This is a genomic window from Enterobacter cloacae complex sp. SHL001 (genome assembly GCF_049236825.1).
Classification (GTDB): domain Bacteria; phylum Pseudomonadota; class Gammaproteobacteria; order Enterobacterales; family Enterobacteriaceae; genus Enterobacter; species Enterobacter hormaechei_C.
In genome coordinates this window covers 931,198-953,523 of record NZ_JBMKIP010000001.1, presented here as the reverse complement: position 1 = coordinate 953,523, position 22,326 = coordinate 931,198, and the positions used below count along the sequence as shown (strand labels likewise).

Annotated in this window: 22 protein-coding genes; 10 read left to right on the top strand and 12 right to left on the bottom strand. The window is 57.5% G+C overall.

What is annotated here, in order from left to right:
• Positions 1 to 63: 63 nt before the first annotated feature.
• A complete protein-coding gene (locus ACOTYH_RS04685) occupies positions 64 to 954 on the top strand; it encodes an oxidoreductase (protein ID WP_045349895.1) in 891 nt (296 codons plus the stop codon).
• Positions 955 to 1,006: 52 nt separating this feature from the next.
• Here the strand turns inward: ACOTYH_RS04685 and ACOTYH_RS04680 are convergent, their stop codons facing one another.
• On the bottom strand, positions 1,007 to 1,426 hold the full coding sequence (locus tag ACOTYH_RS04680) for a helix-turn-helix domain-containing protein (RefSeq protein WP_421637584.1): 420 nt from the start codon (positions 1,424 to 1,426) through the stop codon (positions 1,007 to 1,009).
• Positions 1,423 to 1,734 carry a type II toxin-antitoxin system HigB family toxin gene (locus ACOTYH_RS04675; RefSeq protein WP_033486526.1) on the bottom strand — a complete coding sequence of 104 codons (312 nt, stop codon included), beginning with the start codon at positions 1,732 to 1,734 and terminating at the stop codon, positions 1,423 to 1,425. Before ACOTYH_RS04675 ends, ACOTYH_RS04680 begins: the two co-directional genes overlap by 4 nt.
• A gap of 405 nt (positions 1,735 to 2,139) precedes the next feature.
• On the opposite strand from ACOTYH_RS04675, the gene ACOTYH_RS04670 reads away from it, so the two are divergent.
• The 3 genes from ACOTYH_RS04670 to ACOTYH_RS04660 all read left to right on the top strand — a co-directional run bounded on the left by ACOTYH_RS04670 (position 2,140) and on the right by ACOTYH_RS04660 (position 4,753).
• A complete protein-coding gene (locus ACOTYH_RS04670; protein WP_127348468.1) occupies positions 2,140 to 3,093 on the top strand; it encodes a PIN domain-containing protein in 954 nt (317 codons plus the stop codon).
• Between the two features lie 252 nt (positions 3,094 to 3,345).
• Positions 3,346 to 3,948, top strand: coding sequence for a tyrosine-type recombinase/integrase (locus ACOTYH_RS04665; protein WP_058689231.1), 603 nt, complete (start codon positions 3,346 to 3,348; stop codon positions 3,946 to 3,948).
• 136 nt (positions 3,949 to 4,084) lie between these two features.
• Positions 4,085 to 4,753 (top strand): epoxyqueuosine reductase QueH, encoded by a 669-nt coding sequence (locus ACOTYH_RS04660; protein WP_023296073.1) that lies wholly within the window; start codon positions 4,085 to 4,087, stop codon positions 4,751 to 4,753.
• A 135-nt stretch (positions 4,754 to 4,888) separates the two neighbouring features.
• Here ACOTYH_RS04660 and ACOTYH_RS04655 read toward each other — a convergent pair whose 3' ends face one another.
• Both ACOTYH_RS04655 and ACOTYH_RS04650 read right to left on the bottom strand, forming a co-directional pair.
• Positions 4,889 to 5,083: a hypothetical protein gene (locus ACOTYH_RS04655; RefSeq protein ID WP_023315576.1), complete on the bottom strand. Its 195-nt coding sequence runs from the start codon at positions 5,081 to 5,083 to the stop codon at positions 4,889 to 4,891.
• Positions 5,084 to 5,372: 289 nt separating this feature from the next.
• Positions 5,373 to 6,254: a LysR family transcriptional regulator gene (locus ACOTYH_RS04650; RefSeq protein ID WP_003858850.1), complete on the bottom strand. Its 882-nt coding sequence runs from the start codon at positions 6,252 to 6,254 to the stop codon at positions 5,373 to 5,375.
• A 105-nt stretch (positions 6,255 to 6,359) separates the two neighbouring features.
• Here ACOTYH_RS04650 and budA point away from each other — a divergent pair, with 105 nt between their 5' ends.
• The 4 genes from budA (at position 6,360) to ACOTYH_RS04630 (ending at position 10,234) form a co-directional block, all read left to right on the top strand.
• Positions 6,360 to 7,139 (top strand): acetolactate decarboxylase, encoded by a 780-nt coding sequence (budA, locus tag ACOTYH_RS04645; RefSeq protein ID WP_026080550.1) that lies wholly within the window; start codon positions 6,360 to 6,362, stop codon positions 7,137 to 7,139.
• A 13-nt stretch (positions 7,140 to 7,152) separates the two neighbouring features.
• A complete protein-coding gene (alsS, locus tag ACOTYH_RS04640) occupies positions 7,153 to 8,832 on the top strand; it encodes an acetolactate synthase AlsS (protein WP_421637583.1) in 1,680 nt (559 codons plus the stop codon).
• 20 nt (positions 8,833 to 8,852) lie between these two features.
• A complete protein-coding gene (locus ACOTYH_RS04635; protein WP_003858846.1) occupies positions 8,853 to 9,623 on the top strand; it encodes a (S)-acetoin forming diacetyl reductase in 771 nt (256 codons plus the stop codon).
• A 137-nt stretch (positions 9,624 to 9,760) separates the two neighbouring features.
• Entirely contained in the window at positions 9,761 to 10,234 is a 474-nt protein-coding gene (locus ACOTYH_RS04630) for a cold-shock protein (protein WP_017382537.1), read from the top strand.
• Between the two features lie 69 nt (positions 10,235 to 10,303).
• Here ACOTYH_RS04630 and ACOTYH_RS04625 read toward each other — a convergent pair whose 3' ends face one another.
• The 5 genes from ACOTYH_RS04625 to ACOTYH_RS04605 form a co-directional block, all read right to left on the bottom strand.
• The gene (locus ACOTYH_RS04625; RefSeq protein WP_058689229.1) at positions 10,304 to 11,008 is read right to left on the bottom strand and encodes an ABC transporter ATP-binding protein; all 705 of its coding nucleotides are present in this window, start codon (positions 11,006 to 11,008) and stop codon (positions 10,304 to 10,306) included.
• Positions 10,995 to 11,831, bottom strand: coding sequence for an ABC transporter ATP-binding protein (locus tag ACOTYH_RS04620; RefSeq protein WP_086626428.1), 837 nt, complete (start codon positions 11,829 to 11,831; stop codon positions 10,995 to 10,997). Before ACOTYH_RS04620 ends, ACOTYH_RS04625 begins: the two co-directional genes overlap by 14 nt.
• Positions 11,824 to 12,657: an ABC transporter permease gene (locus ACOTYH_RS04615; protein WP_023296077.1), complete on the bottom strand. Its 834-nt coding sequence runs from the start codon at positions 12,655 to 12,657 to the stop codon at positions 11,824 to 11,826. The genes ACOTYH_RS04620 and ACOTYH_RS04615 overlap by 8 nt, the downstream gene beginning before the upstream one ends.
• Positions 12,657 to 13,670, bottom strand: coding sequence for an ABC transporter permease (locus ACOTYH_RS04610; RefSeq protein ID WP_045349878.1), 1,014 nt, complete (start codon positions 13,668 to 13,670; stop codon positions 12,657 to 12,659). Before ACOTYH_RS04610 ends, ACOTYH_RS04615 begins: the two co-directional genes overlap by 1 nt.
• 144 nt (positions 13,671 to 13,814) lie before the next feature.
• Positions 13,815 to 15,383, bottom strand: a complete 1,569-nt coding sequence (locus ACOTYH_RS04605) for an ABC transporter substrate-binding protein (RefSeq protein WP_058689227.1) — start codon at positions 15,381 to 15,383, stop codon at positions 13,815 to 13,817.
• 200 nt (positions 15,384 to 15,583) lie between these two features.
• On the opposite strand from ACOTYH_RS04605, the gene ACOTYH_RS04600 reads away from it, so the two are divergent.
• Complete coding sequence (locus tag ACOTYH_RS04600) at positions 15,584 to 16,282, top strand: GNAT family N-acetyltransferase (RefSeq protein WP_045142671.1); 699 nt, start codon at positions 15,584 to 15,586, stop codon at positions 16,280 to 16,282.
• A gap of 62 nt (positions 16,283 to 16,344) precedes the next feature.
• Here ACOTYH_RS04600 and betA read toward each other — a convergent pair whose 3' ends face one another.
• From betA to betI, 3 genes are read right to left on the bottom strand one after another with little or no spacing between them, the layout of a single operon-like run.
• On the bottom strand, positions 16,345 to 18,009 hold the full coding sequence (gene betA / locus ACOTYH_RS04595) for a choline dehydrogenase (RefSeq protein WP_023296081.1): 1,665 nt from the start codon (positions 18,007 to 18,009) through the stop codon (positions 16,345 to 16,347).
• Positions 18,010 to 18,022: 13 nt separating this feature from the next.
• Complete coding sequence (betB, locus tag ACOTYH_RS04590; protein WP_017694352.1) at positions 18,023 to 19,495, bottom strand: betaine-aldehyde dehydrogenase; 1,473 nt, start codon at positions 19,493 to 19,495, stop codon at positions 18,023 to 18,025.
• Between the two features lie 13 nt (positions 19,496 to 19,508).
• Positions 19,509 to 20,096 carry a transcriptional regulator BetI gene (gene betI, locus ACOTYH_RS04585; RefSeq protein ID WP_017382531.1) on the bottom strand — a complete coding sequence of 196 codons (588 nt, stop codon included), beginning with the start codon at positions 20,094 to 20,096 and terminating at the stop codon, positions 19,509 to 19,511.
• 128 nt (positions 20,097 to 20,224) lie between these two features.
• Between betI and betT the strand changes: the two genes are divergently transcribed.
• Positions 20,225 to 22,258, top strand: coding sequence for a choline BCCT transporter BetT (betT, locus tag ACOTYH_RS04580; RefSeq protein WP_023303253.1), 2,034 nt, complete (start codon positions 20,225 to 20,227; stop codon positions 22,256 to 22,258).
• Positions 22,259 to 22,326 lie beyond the last annotated feature (68 nt).

Here is a 22,326-nt window from a genome sequence, read left to right as displayed (position 1 = left end):
GCGTGGCGCGCTCGTCTCAGGGTGGTATAACTGATAGCAGGCTTAGAAAAGGGGGAGTGATCCATGTCTGACTATCCAACCATTGCGCTGACAGGACCCGGTGCGATAGGGACCACCATCGCCGCGGTGCTGCATGAAGCGGGCCGCACGCCGCTGCTGTGTGGGCGCACCGCGCATCCGGAACTGCGCCTGCGTCATGATGAGGGTGAAATTGTGGTGCCCGGTCCGGTACTCACCGATCCCAGCGTCATTACGCGCCCCGTTGACCTCGTTTTTTTGGCGGTCAAAACGACGCAAAATGCCGACAGCGCCGGGTGGCTGCGCGCTCTGTGCGATGAAAACACCGTGGTCTGCGCGCTGCAAAACGGCGTGGAGCAGAAAGCCCAGCTTGCGCCTTTGGTCAATGGCGCAACGGTGCTGCCCTCGGTGGTCTGGTTCCCTGCCCAGCGCGAGCCGGATGCCTCCGTCTGGCTGCGCGCCAAACCGCGCCTTACGCTGCCGGACGTGCCGCAGGCGCAGCGGGTGGTGGAGGCGCTTCGCGGCACGCGCTGTGACGTTGAGCTCTCGACAGATTTCACTACCGTCGCCTGGCGCAAGCTGCTGCAAAACGCGGTCGCCGGGCTGATGGTGCTGGCCAATCGCCGCGCCGGGATGTTCAGGCGCGAGGATATCAGCGAGCTGGCGCTGGGCTACCTGCGCGAGGGGCTTACCGTCGCCCGCGCCGAAGGGGCGAAGCTGGACGATGCGGTGGCCCAGGAGATCCTGGCGAATTTCCAGCGTGCGCCAGTGGATTTAGGCACGTCGATCCTTGCCGACCGTCAGGCGGATCGCCCGATGGAGTGGGACATACGCAACGGCGTGATCCAGCGCTATGGCCGCAGGCACGGGATTGCGGTGCCCATCAGCGACGTGGTGGTGCCGCTGCTGGCGGCGGGGAGCGAGGGGCCGGGGTGAGAGATATAGTGGTATTAACGTCTGGGGAATTGGTCTGGGTGAAAACTTCGCATCAGTTCCCCACAAATGCGCTCACCGGCAAACCGAAACGCTTCGCCAGCGCTCGCATATGATCTAGCGTTAACGTGCGCTGTCCGTTAAGGATCCGACTTACCAGAGACTTCTTACCAATCTCGTTCTCGAAATCACTCTGAGTGAGCTGGTACTGATCCATTAGCGTTCGCAGTAACGCAACGCCTGACGGAATGCTGGCAATACGCGCGTTAAATTCTGCAAACTCCGGGAACGCGTTTTCATACTTATCGATTTTGGCAGTGAGCATATCTACCAGCGGGTTATCGGGGTCGTGCTCGATAAGATACTCCACCAGCGCCAGCGCATCCTCGTAGTCTTGCCGCGACGGGCTTGAACCCAGGAAAGGGAGCTCGTTTGTCAGAGCGTTTGCCGCTTTGATGGCTGCTGCATAATTCATTCTTTCGTTCTCCGGTAGTAGTCCGTGAGCTTGTCATAGTCTGCGTGAGTGCTGATGTGTTTGATGAAGATCTTTCCACGCTCAAAATCAGCAAAAAACATCACTCTTAGATGCCCGCCACCCACATCAATGACCCACCATTTTTCCCGGTATTTCATCCGGTCCAGGCTAGGAAAGCGCTTTCGCATCTCGTCTGGTGAGGGGTAGTGTTCCTTTTTTAGTACCCGGTAAAGATCGTCCAGGGCTTGTGCTTGATTGGGATAATGTCTGGCCGCTGTGTCGAAAGGCGCTCTTGAGACTATGTGCATCCTTGCCCCTTGTTTCCAGGTTGGAAATATTATAGATGGTGGTTGGTGGGTTGACAATGCGGAAACTTCGATGAAATTGCAGTTTCTACATGATCGTGACAATTGAACTTTGCATTGAGTGCGAGCACTTTAAGTTGGAGTGGTATGCCATTAAAGTGCCAGAAGTATCTCGGCCTGAAGTATTTATGTGATTTGCGAAGCGTATTCAGGAATTGCTTGCTGGGAAGGAGTTCCGTGGAGATAGTTTTGCTAACCAGGTTATTTAGAAGCGTGTGAAAGATGCGTCCGCTATGTGCCAGGAGCGGAAGTTTTGCAATCTCTGATATATAACTCTTTTGATTTAATTATGTTTCAAATTACTGGCTCATTTGGTAATGTTAGGAAGTATCTGGCACGCAAGGAGTAATGATGAACGTATTCATTGATACAAATCTTTATCTAGACTTTTATCGTATGGGGCAAGACAAGTTAGATGAACTAAATAAAGTATTTGCTTTGCACGACTATGGGCAACTAAAAATTTGGTTGCCTGAACTTTTAAAAAATGAATTTTGGAGAAATCGTTCTAAAGTAGTTGCTGATAATATTAAAGAAATTGAGAAAGACTATAAGCCAACATTACCACATATTTTCAGGCAACATGTAGATCAAAAAACATTCCTTAAAACAGTAAGTGAAGCAAATAGACTTAAGAATAAAATTTTTGAAGATATACAGCAGCAATTTAAAGATGAAACTTTGGCAGCAGATTTGGTTATCAAAAAAATTTTTGCTGCAGCAGTAAAAATAGAAGTTGATGAAACAACTATCGAAAAAGGTAAGCGTCGTTATGACTTGGGCAATCCGCCTGGAAAGAATAAATCTTACGGCGACGCAGTAAACTGGGAGTGCTTACTAGCTGCTATACCAGAAGGTGAAGACATATACCTAATCACAGAAGATGGTGATTATAAAAGTTCTTTCATTAAAGATGATATGAATGAATATCTGAAATATGAATGGCAAACCAAGAAAAAATCTGAACCGCATATCTATGCTAGATTATCGGAGTTCATCAAAGAGCACTTTCCGCAAGCTAATAATTTAGCAGATATGGAAGTTAACTTGACCATTAAAGAATTAGAAGAGTCGGCGAGTTTTGCTAGTACTCATCGTGTTGTTTCGAAACTTCTAAAATTCAAAGAGTTTAAACAAGATCAAATTTTCAAGATTATAAAAATTTATTTCGAAAACAATCAGGTTCGATACATCAAAGATGATCCCGATGTGAAAAGTTTAGCCCGCATGATCATTCAACAATGTGACGAGGAAAAAGATCCAGAAGGCATTCTTGAAACTTTCAGCGTAATGATAGATTAAAAATAGAAAAATGGGAGATAAAATCTCCCATTTAGACAAATCATACAAAGTCCAGCACATAAATTTTTGTTGCCATTGCATACAACTAAGGTCTGTAATTCACTCACAGCGGATTTGATGATCCTGACCTGTTCCCTGAAGATCAACACGTGTCAATGTTAGTCATGCCTTCGTTACCTATGCGAGAACTTCCGCTCCTCGCTCATAAGAGACAACCCTACTCAAATCTCCCACATTGCAGGAGATTTGAGTATGAACACGTCACCGTGGAATAAAGACCGTATCATAGGCCAAAAAAGACCACTTCAGATATCTCATATCTGGGGGATCCGAATCCGGCTTGAACTGGAAGGTAAAACGCGTGATTTAGCTCTGTTCAATATGGCCTTAGACAGTAAGCTACGAGGCTGCGATCTGGTGAACCTGAAAGTATCTGATGTTGCATATGGTAGCTCGGTTTCAAGCAGAGCAACGGTGCTGCAACAGAAAACCGGTAGCCCTGTGCAATTTGAGATAACCAAAGGGACAAGAGAAGCTGTTGCTGCATTGAAAAAGCTTGGCAATTTGCACAGTAAAGACTTCTTGTTTCGGTCTCGGATCGGAACTAACCGGCACATATCAACCCGACAATACAGCCGAATTTTTCATGGGTGGGTAGAAAAGCTTGGTCTCGAAGCTTCGCTTTACAGCACACATTCCATGAGAAGAACAAAACCTTACCTGATATACAAGAAAACCAAGAATCTCCGGGTGACCCAACTTCTGTTGGGCCATAAGAAACTGGAAAGCACTGTCCGTTATCTAGGCATCGAAGTCGATGATGCGTTAGAGATCTCTGAATCGATTGAAGTCTAAGGTTGTCAGGGCTGCAACAGCAGCCCTGTGTCAATAACAGGCATTGCGGGATATGTATGAGACTGGCCGCCATTCCCGATAGCACAGCTCTGATGCTACACTGTTTTCAGTCCTCATTACCTCATCAAATAAATTTATGACTACCGCTGATTTCAAACGCCCTAAACTAGAACTCCCAAACGGGGCTGATAAACTGCTGCTGCACTCCTGTTGCGCTCCGTGTTCTGGTGAGGTAATGGAGGCGATCCAGGCCTCAGGGATCGACTACACCATCTTCTTCTACAATCCGAACATTCATCCGCAGAAAGAGTATCTGATTCGTAAGGATGAGAATATTCGCTTTGCCGAACAGCACGGCGTACCGTTTATCGATGCGGATTACGATACAGATAACTGGTTTGAGCGCGCCAAAGGCATGGAATGGGAACCCGAGCGCGGCATTCGCTGCACCATGTGTTTTGACATGCGCTTTGAGCGGACTGCGCTTTACGCCGCTGAAAATGGCTTCAACGTGATTAGCAGCTCACTGGGCATCTCTCGCTGGAAAAATATGCAGCAAATCAACGACTGCGGTCAGCGAGCCGCCGCCCACTATCCGGGTATGGTCTATTGGGACTATAACTGGCGGAAACAGGGCGGTTCGTCGCGCATGATTGAAATCAGCAAGCGCGAGCAGTTCTACCAGCAGGAATACTGCGGCTGCGTTTATTCACTGCGTGACAGCAACCTGCACCGCAAATCCCAGGGCCGTCCTCTCATTCAGATCGGTAAGCTTTACTACGGTAAAGAAGACGACCAGGCCTGATTTTATGTCACGCCCTCTGTGGCGTGACCGCCTTCCTGTGCATTCCTCTAACAAACCGTCATTCATCAAACAACGTTGTCCTTTGTGTAAGGCCGACTCAGTGAGCCGTTATATAAGGCTCCTTCACAAACTCCGCTAACAACCCAGCAGTTGCTTACAGAGCGTAGAAAATGTCACCGCATCGTCCATTTCCACCAGTACGCTCACGTACGCCGCACAGGTGCCAGCCAGTTCAAAGAGATCCGCAGAATCGGGAAGTTGCAGGTGAAGAAGGTGATGAACAGCGCTTTCTTCAGCGTGTACGTATGAAAATCCAGGGGTAGTCGCCATTTAGCATCCTCGTTGTCCAAAAAAATGTCACGTCATGCTAACGGGTTCCTACGCCCGGTTACGGATGTGCCGCAACGCAGGCACTTTACGACCGCGGAGAAGGGATGAAAAGGGATGCCCCTGAATTACATAAGATTGCTTAAAAGTTTGCGAGGCGGCTTCCAAAGGGCATTGCCGGGTGGCGGCTGCGCCTTACCCGGCCTACAAAACCGCTAACCAGCCAACCTATCCGCGACACGAACCGTAGGCCCGCGCAAGCGCAGCGCCGCCGGGCACAGCCACACCGTAGCTACCCCTCGCTCATCATCGCCAGAAACCGCTTCACCGTCCGCGAACGCTCAAAACGCCGCCAGCAGAGCGCGATATCGGTATAAAGCTCCGGTGAGCGCAGCGCATGGTAGGTGACATTCGGCGGAGAAATAGCGGCCATGGATTTCGGCACCAGCGCGAACCCGCCGCCAGCGGAGACCATGCTCAGGGAAGAGGAAAGTTGTGAGGATTGCAGCGTGTGTTGCATATCGATCCCGGCCCGCTCGCAGCTGCCGTAAACGCGGTCATACAGCCCCGGTGCTACCTCCTGGGGGAACAGCACCACCGGCGTATCCCGCAGCTCATCCAGCGCCAGATCGCCACATGCCGCCAGGGGATGATCGCGATGCAGCGCCACCACCATCGGCTCCCGATCGAGGATTTTTAATTCGAACACCTTACTGCTTTCGCACGGCAGGCGCACAAAGGCGATATCCAGCTCACCCTCCGCCAGCATCGTCGTCAGCGACGACATATTGGCTTCCACCTGGTGAACCTGCACCGCCATGTTCTGTACCTGAAACTGACGTATCAGGGCGAAGATTTTGGGATGAAAAGCATCTGAACTGGTGATGCCAATCGACAGGCTGCCGTTCAGCCCGCGCGCGATGCCCCGGGCTTTCTCCAGCGCGGCATCGCTCAGCGCCAGGATCTTACAGGCGTCCTCATAGAAGGCCTCTCCCGCTTCGGTCAGCTCCACGCCCCGTGTCAGGCGCCTGAACAGCGGCGTGCCCACTTCCTCTTCGAGCCGTTTGATCTGCTGACTCAGAGGAGGCTGTGAAATACCCAGCGCTTTGGCCGCCCTGGTGAAGTGTCGCTCGCGTGCTACCGCGACAAAATAGCGCAGATAACGAAGTTCCATATCAAAAACGTCTCAAACCAGCATGGATTCTATATTGGAACTCTCTGCTGAATCGGGTCAACATTTATTTAACCTTTATAAATAAAGTTGAAGAGGACGGGCATGATGATGCATTCATCTGCATGCGACTGTGAGGCGAGTTTATGCGAGACCCTGCGTGGGTTCTCGGCTCAGCATCCTGACAGCGTGATCTATCAGACATCGCTAATGAGCGCCCTGCTAAGCGGCGTCTACGAAGGGGAGACGACCATCGCCGACCTGCTGGCACACGGTGATTTTGGTCTTGGTACCTTTAACGAGCTGGACGGTGAAATGATTGCCTTCAGCAGCCAAGTGTACCAGCTGCGCGCCGACGGCAGCGCCCGCGCCGCGAAGCCGGAGCAAAAAACGCCGTTCGCGGTGATGACCTGGTTCCAGCCGCAGTACCGCAAAGCCTTCGACGGGCCGGTCAGCCGTCAGCAGATCCACGACGTGATCGACCAGCAAATCCCCTCCGACAACCTGTTCTGCGCGCTGCGCATCGACGGCAACTTCCGCCATGCCCACACCCGCACCGTACCGCGCCAGACACCGCCGTACCGGGCGATGACCGACGTGCTGGATGACCAGCCGGTGTTCCGCTTTAACCAGCGCGAGGGCGTGCTGGTCGGGTTCCGCACCCCACAGCATATGCAGGGCATTAACGTGGCGGGCTATCACGAACACTTTATCACCGACGACCGTCAGGGCGGGGGCCACCTGCTCGACTATCAGCTGGAGAACGGCGTGCTCACCTTCGGCGAAATCCACAAGCTGATGATTGACCTGCCCGCCGACAGCGCGTTTTTACAGGCCAACCTGCACCCCAGCAACCTTGATGCGGCTATCCGCGCAGTCGAAAACTAACAGGAGAACTACCGTGAACAGTGAGAAACAGTCACGTCAGTGGGCGCACGGCGCCGATATGGTTGTCGGCCAGCTGGAAGCGCAGGGTGTGAAGCAGGTGTTCGGCATACCGGGCGCAAAAATCGACAAGGTCTTTGACTCCCTGCTGGACTCCTCCATCGAGATTATCCCGGTGCGTCACGAGGCGAACGCGGCGTTTATGGCGGCAGCGGTAGGGCGGCTAACCGGTAAGGCCGGGGTCGCGCTGGTCACCTCCGGGCCGGGCTGCTCCAACCTGATCACCGGCATCGCCACCGCCAACAGCGAAGGTGACCCGGTGGTGGCGCTGGGCGGGGCGGTGAAGCGGGCAGATAAAGCGAAACTGGTGCACCAGAGCATGGATACCGTCGCCATGTTCAGCCCGGTCACCAAATACGCCGTCGAAGTTAATTCACCGGACGCGATTGCCGAGGTGGTGTCGAACGCGTTTCGCGCTGCCGAGCAGGGCAGGCCGGGCGGGGCGTTTGTCAGCCTGCCGCAGGATATTGTCGACCAGCCCACCACGGGAGCTATTTTACCCGCCAGCACCGCGGCGCTGATGGGCCCGGCGCCGGAGTCAGCCATCAACGACGTGGCGAAGCTTATCGCGAAGGCCAAAAACCCGGTCATCTTACTCGGCCTGATGGCCAGCCAGCCCGCCAACAGCGCCGCGCTGCATAAGCTGCTGGAGAGAAGCCGTATTCCGGTCACCAGCACCTATCAGGCCGCCGGGGCGGTGAATCAGGAACACTTCACCCGCTTCGCCGGACGCGTCGGCCTCTTTAACAACCAGGCGGGCGACCGGCTGCTGCATCTGGCGGACCTGATTATCTGCATCGGCTACAGCCCGGTGGAGTACGAGCCGTCCATGTGGAACAGCGGCGACGCCATGCTGGTGCACATTGACGTGCTGCCCGCCTATGAGGAGCGCAAGTATGTTCCCGATCTGGAACTGGTCGGGGATATTGCTGCCACGCTGAATCTGCTTGCCAGTCGAATCGAGCACAAACTTGAACTCAGCCAGCGCGCCTCGGAAATTCTTGTCGATCGCCAGCATCAGCGGGACCTCCTCGACCGTCGCGGCGCATCGCTTAACCAGTTTGCTCTGCATCCGCTGCGCATCGTGCGCGCCATGCAGGACATCGTGAACAACGACGTGACGCTCACCGTCGACATGGGCAGCTTCCACATCTGGATCGCCCGCTACCTTTACAGCTTCCGGGCGCGTCAGGTGATGATCTCCAACGGTCAGCAGACCATGGGCGTGGCGCTGCCGTGGGCGATTGGCGCGTGGCTGGTCAACCCGGGGCGCAAGGTGGTCTCGGTCTCCGGGGACGGCGGCTTTTTGCAGTCGAGCATGGAGCTGGAAACCGCCGTACGCCTCAACGCCAATGTGCTGCACATCATCTGGGTGGATAACGCCTACAACATGGTGGCCATCCAGGAAGAGAAAAAATACCAGAGGCTTTCCGGCGTCGAGTTCGGCCCGGTCGATTTCAAAGTCTATGCCGACGCGTTCGGTGCGAAAGGCTTTGCCGTCGAGAGCGCGGATGCGCTCGAACCGACGCTGCGTGCGGCAATGGATGTCGATGGCCCGGCCGTGGTGGCCATTCCCGTCGACTACAGCGATAACCCGCTGCTGATGGGCCAGCTCCATCTCAGCCAGATTTTGTGAATCAATATAAGGACAGAGAAATGCAAAAAGTGGCTCTCGTAACCGGCTCCGGCCAGGGGATTGGCAAAGCGATCGCGCTTCGCCTGGTGAAGGATGGTTTTGCCGTTGCTATTGCGGATTACAACGAAGAGACGGCGAAAGCGGTCGCGGATGAGATCACCCGTAACGGCGGGAAGGCCGTCGCCGTGAAGGTGGACGTCTCTGACCGCGAGCAGGTGTTCGCGGCGGTGGAAAAAGCCCGCACCGCGCTGGGCGGTTTTAACGTCATCGTCAATAACGCCGGGGTGGCGCCGTCCACGCCCATCGAATCCATCACGCCGGAAATTGTCGACAAGGTCTACAACATCAACGTGAAAGGGGTGATCTGGGGCATTCAGGCCGCAATTGACGCGTTTCGTAAAGAGGGGCACGGCGGCAAGATCATCAACGCCTGCTCCCAGGCGGGCCACACCGGTAACCCGGAGCTGGCGGTCTACAGCTCCAGCAAGTTCGCGGTGCGCGGCTTAACCCAGACCGCCGCGCGGGATCTCGCGCCGCTGGGGATCACCGTTAACGCCTACTGCCCGGGGATCGTCAAAACGCCGATGTGGGCGGAAATCGACCGTCAGGTCTCCGAGGCGGCGGGTAAACCGCTTGGCTACGGGACGGAAACCTTTGCCAAACGCATCACGCTTGGCCGTTTGTCCGAGCCGGAAGACGTGGCCGCCTGCGTCTCTTACCTCGCCGGGCCGGATTCCGACTACATGACCGGTCAGTCGCTGCTGATTGATGGTGGGATGGTGTTCAACTAAATACACAATACTAAAAAGCTCTGACATGAACTTTCCCCTGCTCCCGTGCAGGGGCTTTTTTTTGTCTCGTCAGCCATTGTGCATTACACTGCGCGCTGCAAAACTTTAGTCTTAGGATCTGACAGGCGGTAACAGCGATGAACGGTACAATCACAACGTGGTTTAAAGATAAAGGCTTTGGATTTATCAAAGATGAAAACGGCGACAACCGCTATTTTCATGTGATTAAGGTCGCCAACCCTGATCTGATTAAAAAAGATGCGGCGGTGACCTTCGAGCCAACCACCAACAGCAAAGGCCTTTCCGCGTATGCGGTGAAGGTGATCCCGGAGAGTAAGCATCTCTATATTGCGGGCGAGCGAGTGAAGCTCACCTCAATTAAATCCTTCGTGGTGTTCAGCGAGGAAGAGCCCGTTGAGACCAAAATCGACAAAGAGAATGCGGTGCTGTCGGTGGGGCTGCTGATGAACAGCATCAAACCAAAAACCGAGAAAAAGCCGGGCGAAATGCGCACGGTGAAGAAGCTGGCGATCACCACCTTCCAGAACACGACGATGATCTTCACTGAAGATGAGATCGACATTGATGCCACGGTGAAGCTGCTGAAGTGACGTTTTGCCGGGTGGCGGCTACGCCTTACCCGGCCTACGAAATGCGTGCGGCACTCGCCGCCGCACGGTTTACCCCATCCTGTGCTCCCCCCGCAACATGGCTTCACGGTCAAATACCCGCTGGATCTCCCCATGCGCCATAAATGCCGCCCGGTCGGACATATGAGCAATCACGTCCGCATCGTGGCTCACCAGCAGGTAGGTCATGCCGTGCTGCGCCTTCAGGCGGTTGAGCAGGTTCAGGATCTCCGCCTGTACCGACATATCCAGCGCCGAGGTCGGTTCATCCAGCAGCAGAAGCTGCGGGCGCAGCAGCAGCGCGCGGGCGATGGCCACGCGCTGACGCTGTCCGCCGGAAAGCTGATGCGGGTAACGCCTGGCCGCGTCGGCAGCCAGACCCACCTGTTGCAGCGCATCCGCCACCTTTTCGGCAACCTGGGTTTCGCCGTGGATGTTTAACGGCTCCGACAGGGTGCGGGCAATGGTGTGGTTCGGGTGCAAAGACGCCCACGGATCCTGGAACACCATCTGCACGTTACGGCGAAGCGCGCCTTCAAAACGCCGTCCTGGCCGTAGCGCGTCTCCCAGGATCGAAATGCGGCCGTTCCACTCGCGCTGCAATCCCGCCAGCACGCGCAGAATAGTCGATTTTCCGCAGCCGGATTCACCGATCAGGCTGAAAGTTTCGCCTTGCTCAATGGCAAAGCTGGCGGCGGACACCGCCGTTTTTTCACCGAAGCTCACCTGGAGCTGGTTTACCTCAACGAGGGCCATTGTTCACCTCCTTCCACGGCTGCGAGCGGTCCAGCGTCGGCAGCACCTGGCCAAAGGTTTCCGCATTGGGCCGGCAGGTCCACAGGGTGCGCGTATACAGGTGCGTCGCCTGCGGCAGCCGGTTCGCCGCCATCTCGTCAACTTTCTCACCCTGATACATTACCAGCACGCGGTCGCAGTGTTCCGCCACCAGCGGCAGGTCGTGGCTGATTAACAGCATCGCCATCTGCCGAGCCTCGCACTGCTCCACCAGCAGCTCAAGGATCTGGTTGCGCAGGCGGGCGTCCAGCGCGGAGGTGGGTTCGTCGGCGATCAGCACCTGCGGGTTGTTGATGAGCGCAATCGCAATCATCACCCGCTGGCCCATGCCGCCCGAAAGCTCGCCGGGGTAGCGCGCCAGCACGTGCTCGTTCAGCCCGACTGCGCGGATGACGTCGTGAATGCGCGCCAGGCGCTCGGCGCGGGGCAGGCGCTGATGAAGCGTTAGCGCTTCATCAAGCTGGGCGGCGACGTTTTTCACCGGGTTCAGGGCGTAGCGCGGGTCCTGCAGGACCATCGCAATGCCGTTGCCGCGCAGCGCCTGCCAGCGTCGGCTGTTCAGGGTCAGCAGGTCGTTGCCGAGCACGTTAAGGCGCTTAGCGCTCACGATGCCGGGCTTGCGCACAAGCCCCAGCAGGGCGCGGGCAGACATGGACTTGCCGGAGCCGGATTCTCCCACCAGCGCCAGCCGCTCGTTGCCTAACGTAAAGCTCAGGTTGTTGACCACGCGCGCGGCGGGGTAGTCGATATTCAGCGCATCGACGATGACGCGGTGTTCAGTCATGCTGTGGCTCCAGTACGTCGCGCAGGCCATCGCCCAGCAGGTTAAAGGCCAGGCTGGCAAACAGAATCGCCCCGCCCGGAATGGCGGCAATCCACCACTGGTCGAAAATGACCTGCATGCCGTCGGCGATCATCGCGCCCCATTCGGCCATCGGCGGACGCGCGCCAAGGCCGAGGAAGCCCAGCCCGGCGGCCGCCAGAATAATCCCTGCCAGATCCAGCGCCAGCCGTACAATCGCGGAGGGCAGGCACAGGGGCAGAATATGGCCGACCAGCAGGCGCGGGCCGCGAATGCCCATCATCTCCGCGGCGGCCAGATAATCGCTGTGGCGCAGACGCTGGATTTCACTGCGCGCCTGGCGCGCATAGGCAGGCCAGGTCGTTAAGGCCAGCGCCAGCGCGCCGTTCACCAGACCGGGGCCGAGCATCGCGACAAACGCGAAGGCGAGGATCAGGCGCGGCATCGACATCACCACGTCGGTAAAGCGCATCAGGATGCGCTCCATCCAGCCGCCGTAGTAGCCTGACAAAATCCCCACCAGCAGACCGGCGGGGAGGGTAATAACGGTGACTAAGGCCACCAGCCCCAGTGCCGGACGGGTGCCGTAGATTAATCGGGAGAGCAGATCCCGCCCATAGCTATCGGTACCCAGCCAGTGCTGCGCGTTGGGCGGTTGCAGACGCGCGGCGGCGTCCTGCCAGTTGGGGTCATGCGGCGCAAGCCACGGTGCTAACAGGGCAATAAGCACCAGCAGCGCGATGGCGATCAGCCCGCAAAACGCGGCAGGGGAGCGGCGCAGGCGGCGTAAGAAGAGATAAAACGGCATTAGCGCACCCTGGGATCGGTCGCCCGCACAAGCAGGTCGGTAAGGTTATTGATCAGAACAAAGCAGACGCCAATCAGCAGCGTGCCGCCCATCACGGCGGTGGTGTCACCGGCGAACAGGGCCGTGGTGAGGTAGCGCCCGATGCCCGGCCACGAGAAGACGGTTTCGGTTAATACCGCGCCCTCCAGCATGCTGGTGTAGGCCAGCGCAATCACCGTCAATAGGGTACTGCGAATGTTCGGCAGCACGTGACGCAGCAGGATGGTCATCTCTCCAGCGCCCTTGGCGCGGGCGAGCAATATGTACTCTTTGTTCATCTCGCTCAGACAGGCGGAGCGCGTCAGTCGGGTGATACTTGCCAGCGAGTAGTAGGCCAGCAGCAGCACCGGCAGCACCAGGTGGCTGATGGCGTTGCGGAACGCCTCACGGTCGCCGGAAAGCCAGGTATCAACCAGCGCAAATCCGGTTCGTGGCTCGACGGTGAATTGCCAGATGTCGTCCAGCCTGCCGGGGCCAGCGCTCCACTGTAGTTTCGCGTAGAACAGAGCCAGCATCAGCAGGCCGAGCCAGAATATTGGCACCGAATTGCCGAGCAGGGTGAGCGTTCTGATCGCTAAGTCCAGTGGCGAACCGACGTAGCGGGCGCACAGTACACCCGCAATCACGCCGAGTACCGTGCCGATAATTAGCGCCAGCGTTGCCAGTTCCAGCGTGGCGGGAAAGGCGTGCAGCAGGTCCTGCAATACCGGCTGACCGGTAGCGCTGGCGGTGCCTAAATCCCCGTGAGCGAGGTTTTGCAGGTAGTGCCAGAACTGCACCGGCAGGGGCCGATCCAGCCCAAGCTGGTGGCGAACCTGATCGTAAGTGGACTGGCTGGCGTGATCGCCGACGATCTGCAATACGCGATCGACCGGGGAAAAGGCAGAGAGCGCAAACGTGACCAGCAGTAGCCCGAACAGCGTGAGCAGGAGAGTCAGCAGACCCTGAAGCACGCGGGTGGAAAGATGTGGCATGGGAAAATCGTTATCCTGAAAATATGCACGAACGACCCCCTCTCCCTGTGGGAGAGGGCAGGGGTGAGGGGAAACAGGCGGCTCTGTTGCGCGATGTTGCCCTCACCCCAACCCTCTCCCACGGGAGAGGGAGAGGGGGAAAAGCTACTTCGTAACGCGATCGTACCAGACCATATCCGCGTTCAGCCCCTGCTGATACCCCTTCACGTTATCGCGCACCACGATCTGGGTTTTGCCCTGGTCAACGAACACATACGGCGAGTTATGCTGTAACTGTTCCTGCATCTTCTTATACAGATCCAGACGTTTTGCCGGATCCGGCTCGGCAACCGCCGCCAGCGTAGCGTTGTTCAGCTCCGGAATTTTCCAGCCGTTAAGCCCGGCCACGGTGCTGGATTTCCCGTCATTCCATGCGAAGGCGCTGGCGTTGGAGTGTGCATCGAAGTAGTCCGGGATCCACAGACGTATGGCCGCCTGATGCTGTTTCGCACGCACGCGGGCGTACACCTGGCTACCCGCCGCGGGCAGCAGATCCACCTTCACGCCGCCCTGAGCGAAGCTCGCCTGCATGGATTGCGCGATGGTGATGAACGGCGGTTTATTCTCTACGTCCAGCGTGAAATGCGCGTCTTTGATGCCCGCCCTGGCGAGGATCGCTTTTGCTTTTGCCGGGTCAAACGTGAACGGATTGTCCTCCAGCGCGCCCGGCAGGCCGACCGGCAGGAAGCTCTGATGAACAAAATACTGGCCTTTCAGCAGGTCCTTGGTGATGCCTTCATAATCCACCAGCCAGCGCGAGGCTTCCCAGAACGCTGGATTATTCAGCAGCGGGTTAGCGCTGTTGCCGGTGTTAAACACCAGATAGTTTTGCTCGGCAGAAGGGATGCTAAGCACCTTCACGCCCGGCTTGCCGCTGAGGGCGATTATCTGGTCTGCACCCAGATCGCGCGCCACGTCCGCATCACCCTGCTGGATCAGCAGGCGGCGGGAAGCGGGATCGGGGACGTTTTTAATGATGATGCTTTTAAGCTTCGGCGCGCCGCCGGGTGCGGATTCGTTGGCTTCCAGCACGATGGCCTGATGCGGCTGGTAAACGCGCATTTTGAACGCGCCGCTGCCCGCAGAGTGCATTTTTAACCACGCGTTGCCGAAGTCGTTATCCTTCACGTTCGCCGCAACCTGCTTTTCATCGACGATGGAGGCAATCGGCGTGGAGAGTATATTCAGCGCTACCGACGGGCTGACGTCCGCCGTCCAGCGAAGCGTGAGGGTATGGTCGTCCACTTTCTTCAGCTGGCTGGCGATGTTGCTGGCGTCCCAGCCCAGTACGTTGAGGATAAACGCCGGGGATTTGTTCAGCGTCACGGCGCGGGTATATGAGAAGATCACATCTTCCGGGCGCAGCGGGTTGCCGGAGGCAAATTTTGCATCGGGCTTAAGTTTGATGGTCAGGGTTTTTGCTGCCGCGTCCGCTTCCCAGCTTTCGGCCAGAACCGGGGTGATTTTTTCCGGGTTATCGCGGTCCGGCTGTACCAGACGCTGATACAAACTCGGTACGGTCTGGATGCTGGAAAGTTCGTTGGCTTCGGCCGGGTCAAGGCTCACGATATCATCCAGACCCTGGGCGACAACCAGCGTGTTGGGGGGGGGAGCGGCGTGAGCAGCGCTTGAGAGCGCAGCCAGCACCAGTAACGGCAGCAGTTTTTTATTCATAGCGATCCCTGAAGAAAATATATTGTGATTGTTTTATGCACCGTTACGGTAGGCTGGCTGAGGATTTCCTCAAAGTCGAAATTCTGCTTTGCTTATGCCCTCCGGGAATAACGCATTCGGTCTGGTTATGAGTCACCTCTCTTTTCGTTCGCTTTTTAACCTGCTATAACAAACTCCTTACCTTTCAGGGAGTCACCGCCGTGCCCGAAATCAATCAACATGGTCAAACCGTAAATGATATTGTCCCGGACTGGAAATGCGCCCGCGCGTTAACCCGTACCCTGCTCACCGGGCGGTATTGCCGCCTGGAGCCGCTGGATGCCGACCGCCATTCGGCTGATTTGTTTGAAGCCTATGCGCTGGGTGACGACAGCGACTGGACGTGGCTTGCCAGCACCCAGCCTGTGAGCGTTGAGGCCACTGCGCACTGGGTGCTGGGAAAGGTGCTGGATGACGACCTGGTGCCCTTTGCCGTTATCGATCTGCGCACCGAAAAGGCGGTAGGGCTGGTCAGCTATATGGCGATAGAACGCTTTCAGGGCTCGGTTGAGATCGGCCACGTCACCTGGTCGCGCAGAATGAAGGGCACCCGCGTGGGTACCGAAGCGGTGTGGCTGCTGCTGAAAAATGCCTTTGAGCATCAATATCGCCGGCTGGAGTGGAAGTGCGATTCGATGAACATCGCCTCACGCAACGCGGCGGAGCGGCTGGGGTTTGTCTGGGAAGGGCGCCTGCGCCAGAAGCTGGTGCGTAAAGGACGCAACCGCGACAGCGATATGCTTTCGATTATTGACGGCGAATGGCCGCAGCGCGATGCAGAGCTGCGCGCCTGGCTGGCGGCGGAGAATTTTGACGGGGAAGGACGGCAGGTTAAGCGGCTTGAAGCATTTCGGCAATAATTTCCCCTCACCCTAACCCTCTCCCAGAGGGAGAGGGCCGGGGTGAGGGGAGAAGTTCGCACTCAGCGACGAACCGGCGCCCCATCCGCCACATAATACGCCGCCGTGCTTTTCGCCAGCGGCTCGCGCCCGCGAATGGCGTCGGCAATCTTTTCGCCAATCATGATGGTGGTGGCGTTCAGGTTGCCGGTGATAATCTGCGGCATAATCGACGCATCCACTACGCGTAACCCTTCCAGCCCGTGAACCCGGCCTTCGCCGTCAACCACCGCCATTTCGTCGTAGCCCATTTTGCAGGTGCCGCACGGGTGGAAGGCGGTTTCAGCGTGGTTGCGCACGAACTCGTCCAGCTGTTCGTCGGTCTGGCATTCGACGCCCGGGCTGATTTCACGACCGCGATACTTGTCCAGCGCAGGCTGGTGCATGATCTCGCGGGTGATGCGGATTGCGTCGCGGAACTCCTGCCAGTCCTGCTCGTGGGACATGTAGTTGAACAGGATCGCCGGATGCTGGTGCGGATCGCGCGACTTGATGCGCACGTGGCCGCGGCTCGGCGAGCGCATGGAGCCAACGTGGCACTGGAAGCCATGTTCTTTCACCGCGTTCGAGCCGTTGTAGTTAATCGCCACCGGCAGGAAGTGATACTGAATGTTTGGCCACTCGAACTCCTCGCGGCTGCGGATAAACCCGCCCGCTTCGAAGTGGTTGCTCGCGCCCACGCCTGTGCCGCCAAACAGCCACTCCGCGCCAATCTTCGGCTGGTTCCACCATTGCAGGGCAGGGTAGAGTGAGACCGGCTCCTTACATTCATACTGAAGGTACATCTCCAGGTGATCCTGCAAGTTTTCACCCACCCCGGGTAAATCATGTACCAGCGGGATATCAAACTGCTTCAGCAGTTCAGCGTTGCCCACGCCGGAGCGCTGGAGGATCTGCGGAGACGCGATGGCGCCCGCGCACAGCAGCACCTCTTTCTTCGCCGTCGCTTTTGACGGAATGGTGCTTTCGCCTTCCAGCCACTCGACGCCCACCGCGCGCTTGCCGTCAAAGATAATGTGATCGGTCATGGCGTGGGTGCGGATGGTCAGATTCGGGCGCGGTTTGGCCTGGTCCAGATAGCCGCGCGCGGTGCTGGCGCGTCGGCCCTGCGGCGTGACCGTACGGTCCATCGGGCCAAAGCCTTCCTGCTGATAGCCGTTAAGGTCGTCGGTGCGCGGGTAGCCCGCCTGCACGCCCGCCTCTACCATCGCTTCAAACAGCGGGTTCACGCCCGGCTTAGAGGTGGTGACGCTCACCGGACCGTCGCCGCCGTGGTAGTCGTTCGGCCCCACGTCGCGGGTCTCTGCCTTGCGGTAGTAGGGCAGGCAGTTGAGGTAGCTCCAGTGCTCCAGACCCGATTGTTTCGCCCAGTTGTCCAGATCCATCGCGTTACCGCGCACGTAGCACATGCCGTTGATCAGCGACGAGCCGCCCAGCCCTTTACCCCGTCCGCATTCCATGCGGCGATTGTTCATGAAAGGCTCAGGCTCGGTTTCATACGCCCAGTTGTAGCGCTTGCCCTGCAACGGGAAGGCCAGCGCGGCAGGCATCTGGGTGCGGAAGTCAAAGCGGTAGTCCGGCCCGCCCGCCTCAAGCAGCAGGACGGTGGTGTTCGGATCTTCAGTCAGTCGTGTTGCCAGTACGTTGCCGGCAGAGCCGGCTCCGATAATGATGTAGTCAAATTGCAAATAAACCTCCCGGTTAAAATATGGACTGGAATTTACCCATCTCAACCTGGATGGACTTCACCTGGGTGTAACTCTGAAGCGTCATGACGCCGTTCTCACGGCCAATGCCGGAGTGTTTGTAGCCGCCAACCGGCATCTCTGCGGCGGATTCACCCCAGGTGTTGATCCAGCAGATGCCCGCTTCGAGCTGATGAATAGCGCCGTGGGCGCGGTTCAGATCGGCGGTGACGATGCCCGCCGCCAGACCGTAGTCGGTATCATTGGCGCGGCGAATGGCCTCTTCGTCAGTGTCATAGGTGAGAATGGACATCACCGGGCCGAAGATCTCTTCGCGCACGATGGTCATTTCGTCGGTGCAGTCGGTGAACACGGTCGGGGCCACCCACGCGCCGTTGTCAAAGCCGTCACCCTTCAGCACGTCGCCGCCGCACAGCACGCGCGCGCCTTCCTCTTTGCCTTTGGCGATGTAGCGCAGCACGCTGTCGCGGTGCGGGAAGCTGACCATCGGGCCAAAGTTGGTGTTTTCATCGAACAGGTCGCCCGCGCGGATGCGGCCCACGCGCTCAACGATTTTTTGCTCAAACGCGGCTTTGACCTTCGCGGGCACGAACACGCGGGTGCCGTTGGTGCACACCTGACCGGAGCTGAAGAAGTTCGCCATCATGGCGATATCTGCCGCGAGATCCAGATCCGCGTCGTCAAACACTATCAGCGGAGATTTACCGCCCAGCTCCATCGTCACCTCTTTCAGGGACGAGGCCGCCGAGTTCGCCATCACCTTTTTGCCGCTGGCCACGCCACCGGTGAAGGAGACTTTGGCGATGCCCGGATGCTCGGTCAGGAACTGGCCGGTCTCTGCGCCCACGCCCGGCAGGACGTTAAACACGCCGTCCGGCACGCCTGCTTCGGTGTAGATCTCCGCCAGTTTCAGGGCGGTAAGCGGCGTCACTTCGCTCGGCTTGAAGATCATCGCGTTGCCCGCCGCCAGCGCCGGGGCCGATTTCCACAGGGCGATCTGGATCGGGTAGTTCCACGCGCCGATGCCCGCCACCACGCCCAGCGGCTCGCGGCGGGTGTAGACGAACGAGGTGTCGCGCAGCGGGATCTGGCTGCCTTCCAGCGCCGGGATCAGCCCCGCGTAGTACTCCAGCACGTCCGCGCCGGTAACGATGTCGACGGTCGAGGTTTCAGAATACGCTTTACCGGTGTCGAGGGTTTCCAGCGTTGCCAGCTCGTCGTTGCGCTCGCGCAGGATATCGACGGCGCGGCGCAAAATGCGCGAGCGCTCCATAGCGGTCATCGCCGCCCAGATCTTCTGCCCGCGCTGTGCGCTTTCCACGGCGCGGTCCACGTCTTCGCGCCCGGCGGCCTGCACGGTTGCCAGAACTTCACCGTTCGCCGGGTTGATGGTCTCGAAGGTGCGACCGCTGGTGGCCGATGTGTAACCACCATTGATATAAAGCTGCTGTTCTGCCATTCGGGACATAAATTCTCCTCGGTTAATCGGTCGGTAAATGCTGGCTGATAAAGTGGCTGGTGAGCGACTGGGCCAGGGTTTTATCCAGCGGTTTGCCGCTGAGCGCAGCGCGCAGCCATAGCCCGTCAATCAGTGCGGCGAGCCCGTAGCCCGCCTCTTCAGCTTGTTCACGCGGCAGCTCGCGGCGGAACTCGTACACCAGGTTAGAGAGCAATCGGCGGCTGCTGACCTGCTGCAAACGGTAGAGCATCGGCTGATGCATGCTGCTGGCCCAGAAGGCCAGCCAGGCCTTCATCGCCGCGCCGCTGATCTGGGTTTCATCAAAATTGCCGCCGACAATCGCCTGCAATCGCTGCTCTGCGCTGCCGTCCGGCAGGGCGCGTAAACGGCTTAATACCGCGTCGCGCAGCTGACCGGTGATGTCACGCATGGTCGCTTCCAGCAGACCGTTTTTATCTTTGAAATAGTGGCTGATGATCCCCGTGGATACGCCCGCCCGACGGGCGATTTGCGCGATGGTTGCGTCATGCATTCCCACTTCATTAATTGCTTCCAGCGTGGCATCGATTAGCTGCCTGCGCCGGATCGGCTGCATCCCCACTTTGGGCATTTTTGCCACTCCATTCATCAGCGTTGGTTAACCATTAAAGCGGTTTTTGATTGGACGTTCAATATAAAATGTGTCTTAATTGTTGCGGATTTGGATTTCAATAGTTACAAAAACAGTGGGGATACTGGATGACAGACCTTTCACAGGACAGAGAAAAAGACAAAATCAACCCGGTCGTTTTTTATACGTCCGCCGGGCTGATTTTGTTGTTTTCCCTGACGACCATTTTCTTTCGTGATTTTTCTGCCGAGTGGATTGGGCGCACCCTGAACTGGGTGTCGAAGACCTTCGGCTGGTACTATCTGCTGGCGGCGACGCTCTATATTGTCTTCGTGGTCTGCATTGCCTGCTCGCGCTTCGGTTCGGTGAAGCTCGGGCCTGAGCAGTCCAAGCCCGAATTCAGCCTGCTGAGCTGGGCCGCGATGCTGTTTGCCGCGGGCATCGGCATCGACCTGATGTTCTTCTCCGTGGCGGAACCGGTCACGCAGTATATGCAGCCGCCGGAAGGGGCAGGGCAGACGATGGAGGCTGCGCGCCAGGCGATGGTCTGGACGCTGTTCCACTACGGCCTGACGGGCTGGTCGATGTACGCCCTGATGGGCATGGCGCTCGGATACTTTAGCTATCGTTATAATTTGCCCCTCACCATCCGCTCCGCGCTGTACCCGATTTTCGGCAAAAAGATCAACGGCCCTATTGGGCACACGGTAGACATCGCGGCGGTGATCGGCACCATCTTTGGTATCGCGACAACGCTCGGAATTGGCGTGGTGCAGCTTAACTACGGGCTGAGCGTGCTGTTTGACATCCCGGATTCGATGGCGGCGAAGGCGGCGCTGATTGCGCTGTCGGTGATTATCGCCACCATCTCGGTGACCTCCGGCGTGGATAAAGGGATTCGCGTGCTCTCCGAACTGAACGTCGCGCTGGCGCTGGGGCTGATCCTGTTCGTGCTGTTTATGGGCGACACCTCGTTCCTGCTCAATGCCTTAGTGCTGAACGTGGGTGATTACGTGAACCGCTTTATGGGCATGACGCTGAACAGCTTCGCCTTTGACCGTCCGACAGAGTGGATGAACAACTGGACGCTCTTCTTCTGGGCGTGGTGGGTGGCGTGGTCGCCGTTTGTCGGCCTGTTCCTCGCGCGCATTTCGCGTGGGCGCACCATCCGTCAGTTCGTGATGGGCACGCTGATCATCCCTTTCACCTTTACCCTGCTGTGGCTGTCGATTTTCGGCAACAGCGCGCTGCACGAGATCATCCACGGCAATGCGACTTTTGCCCAGGAAGCGATGGCGCACCCGGAGCGCGGCTTCTACAGCCTGCTGGCGCAGTATCCGGCGTTTACCTTTAGCGCGTCCGTAGCGACCATTACCGGCCTGCTGTTCTACGTCACCTCGGCGGACTCCGGCGCGCTGGTGCTGGGGAACTTCACCTCGAAGCTCAAGGACATTAACAGCGACGCGCCGAACTGGCTGCGCATCTTCTGGTCCGTCGCCATCGGCCTGCTGACGCTCGGCATGCTGATGACCAACGGTATCTCGGCGTTGCAGAACACCACGGTGATCATGGGCCTGCCGTTCAGCTTCGTGATCTTCTTCGTGATGGCCGGGCTGTATAAATCGCTTAAGGTGGAAGACTACCGCCGCGTCAGCGCCAGCCGCGACACCGCCCCGCGTCCGCTGGGCGCGCAGGACAGGCTGAGCTGGAAAAAACGTCTCTCGCGTCTGATGAACTACCCCGGCACGCGCTACACCAGCCAGATGATGGAGACGGTCTGTTTCCCGGCGATGGAAGAGGTGGCCCAGGAGCTGAAGCTGCGTGGCGCCTACGTGGAGCTGAAAAACCTGCCCCCGGAAGAGGGCGAAAATCTGGGGCACCTGGATCTGCTGGTGCACATGGGCGACGAGCAGAACTTTGTCTATCAGATCTGGCCACAGCAGTATTCGGTTCCCGGCTTTACCTACCGGGCGCGCAGCGGGAAGTCGACCTACTACCGGCTGGAAACCTTCCTGCTGGAAGGCAGCCAGGGGAATGATCTGATGGATTACAGCAAGGAGCAGGTGATCACGGACATTCTGGACCAGTATGAACGGCACCTGAACTTTATCCATCTGCACAGGGAAGCGCCGGGGAATAGCGTGATGTTCCCGGATGTATAAATGGATTCTTAAAATTTTGCCGACCTGTATATAAATACAGTATTTTGGCGCAATATTACTCAAGGAAG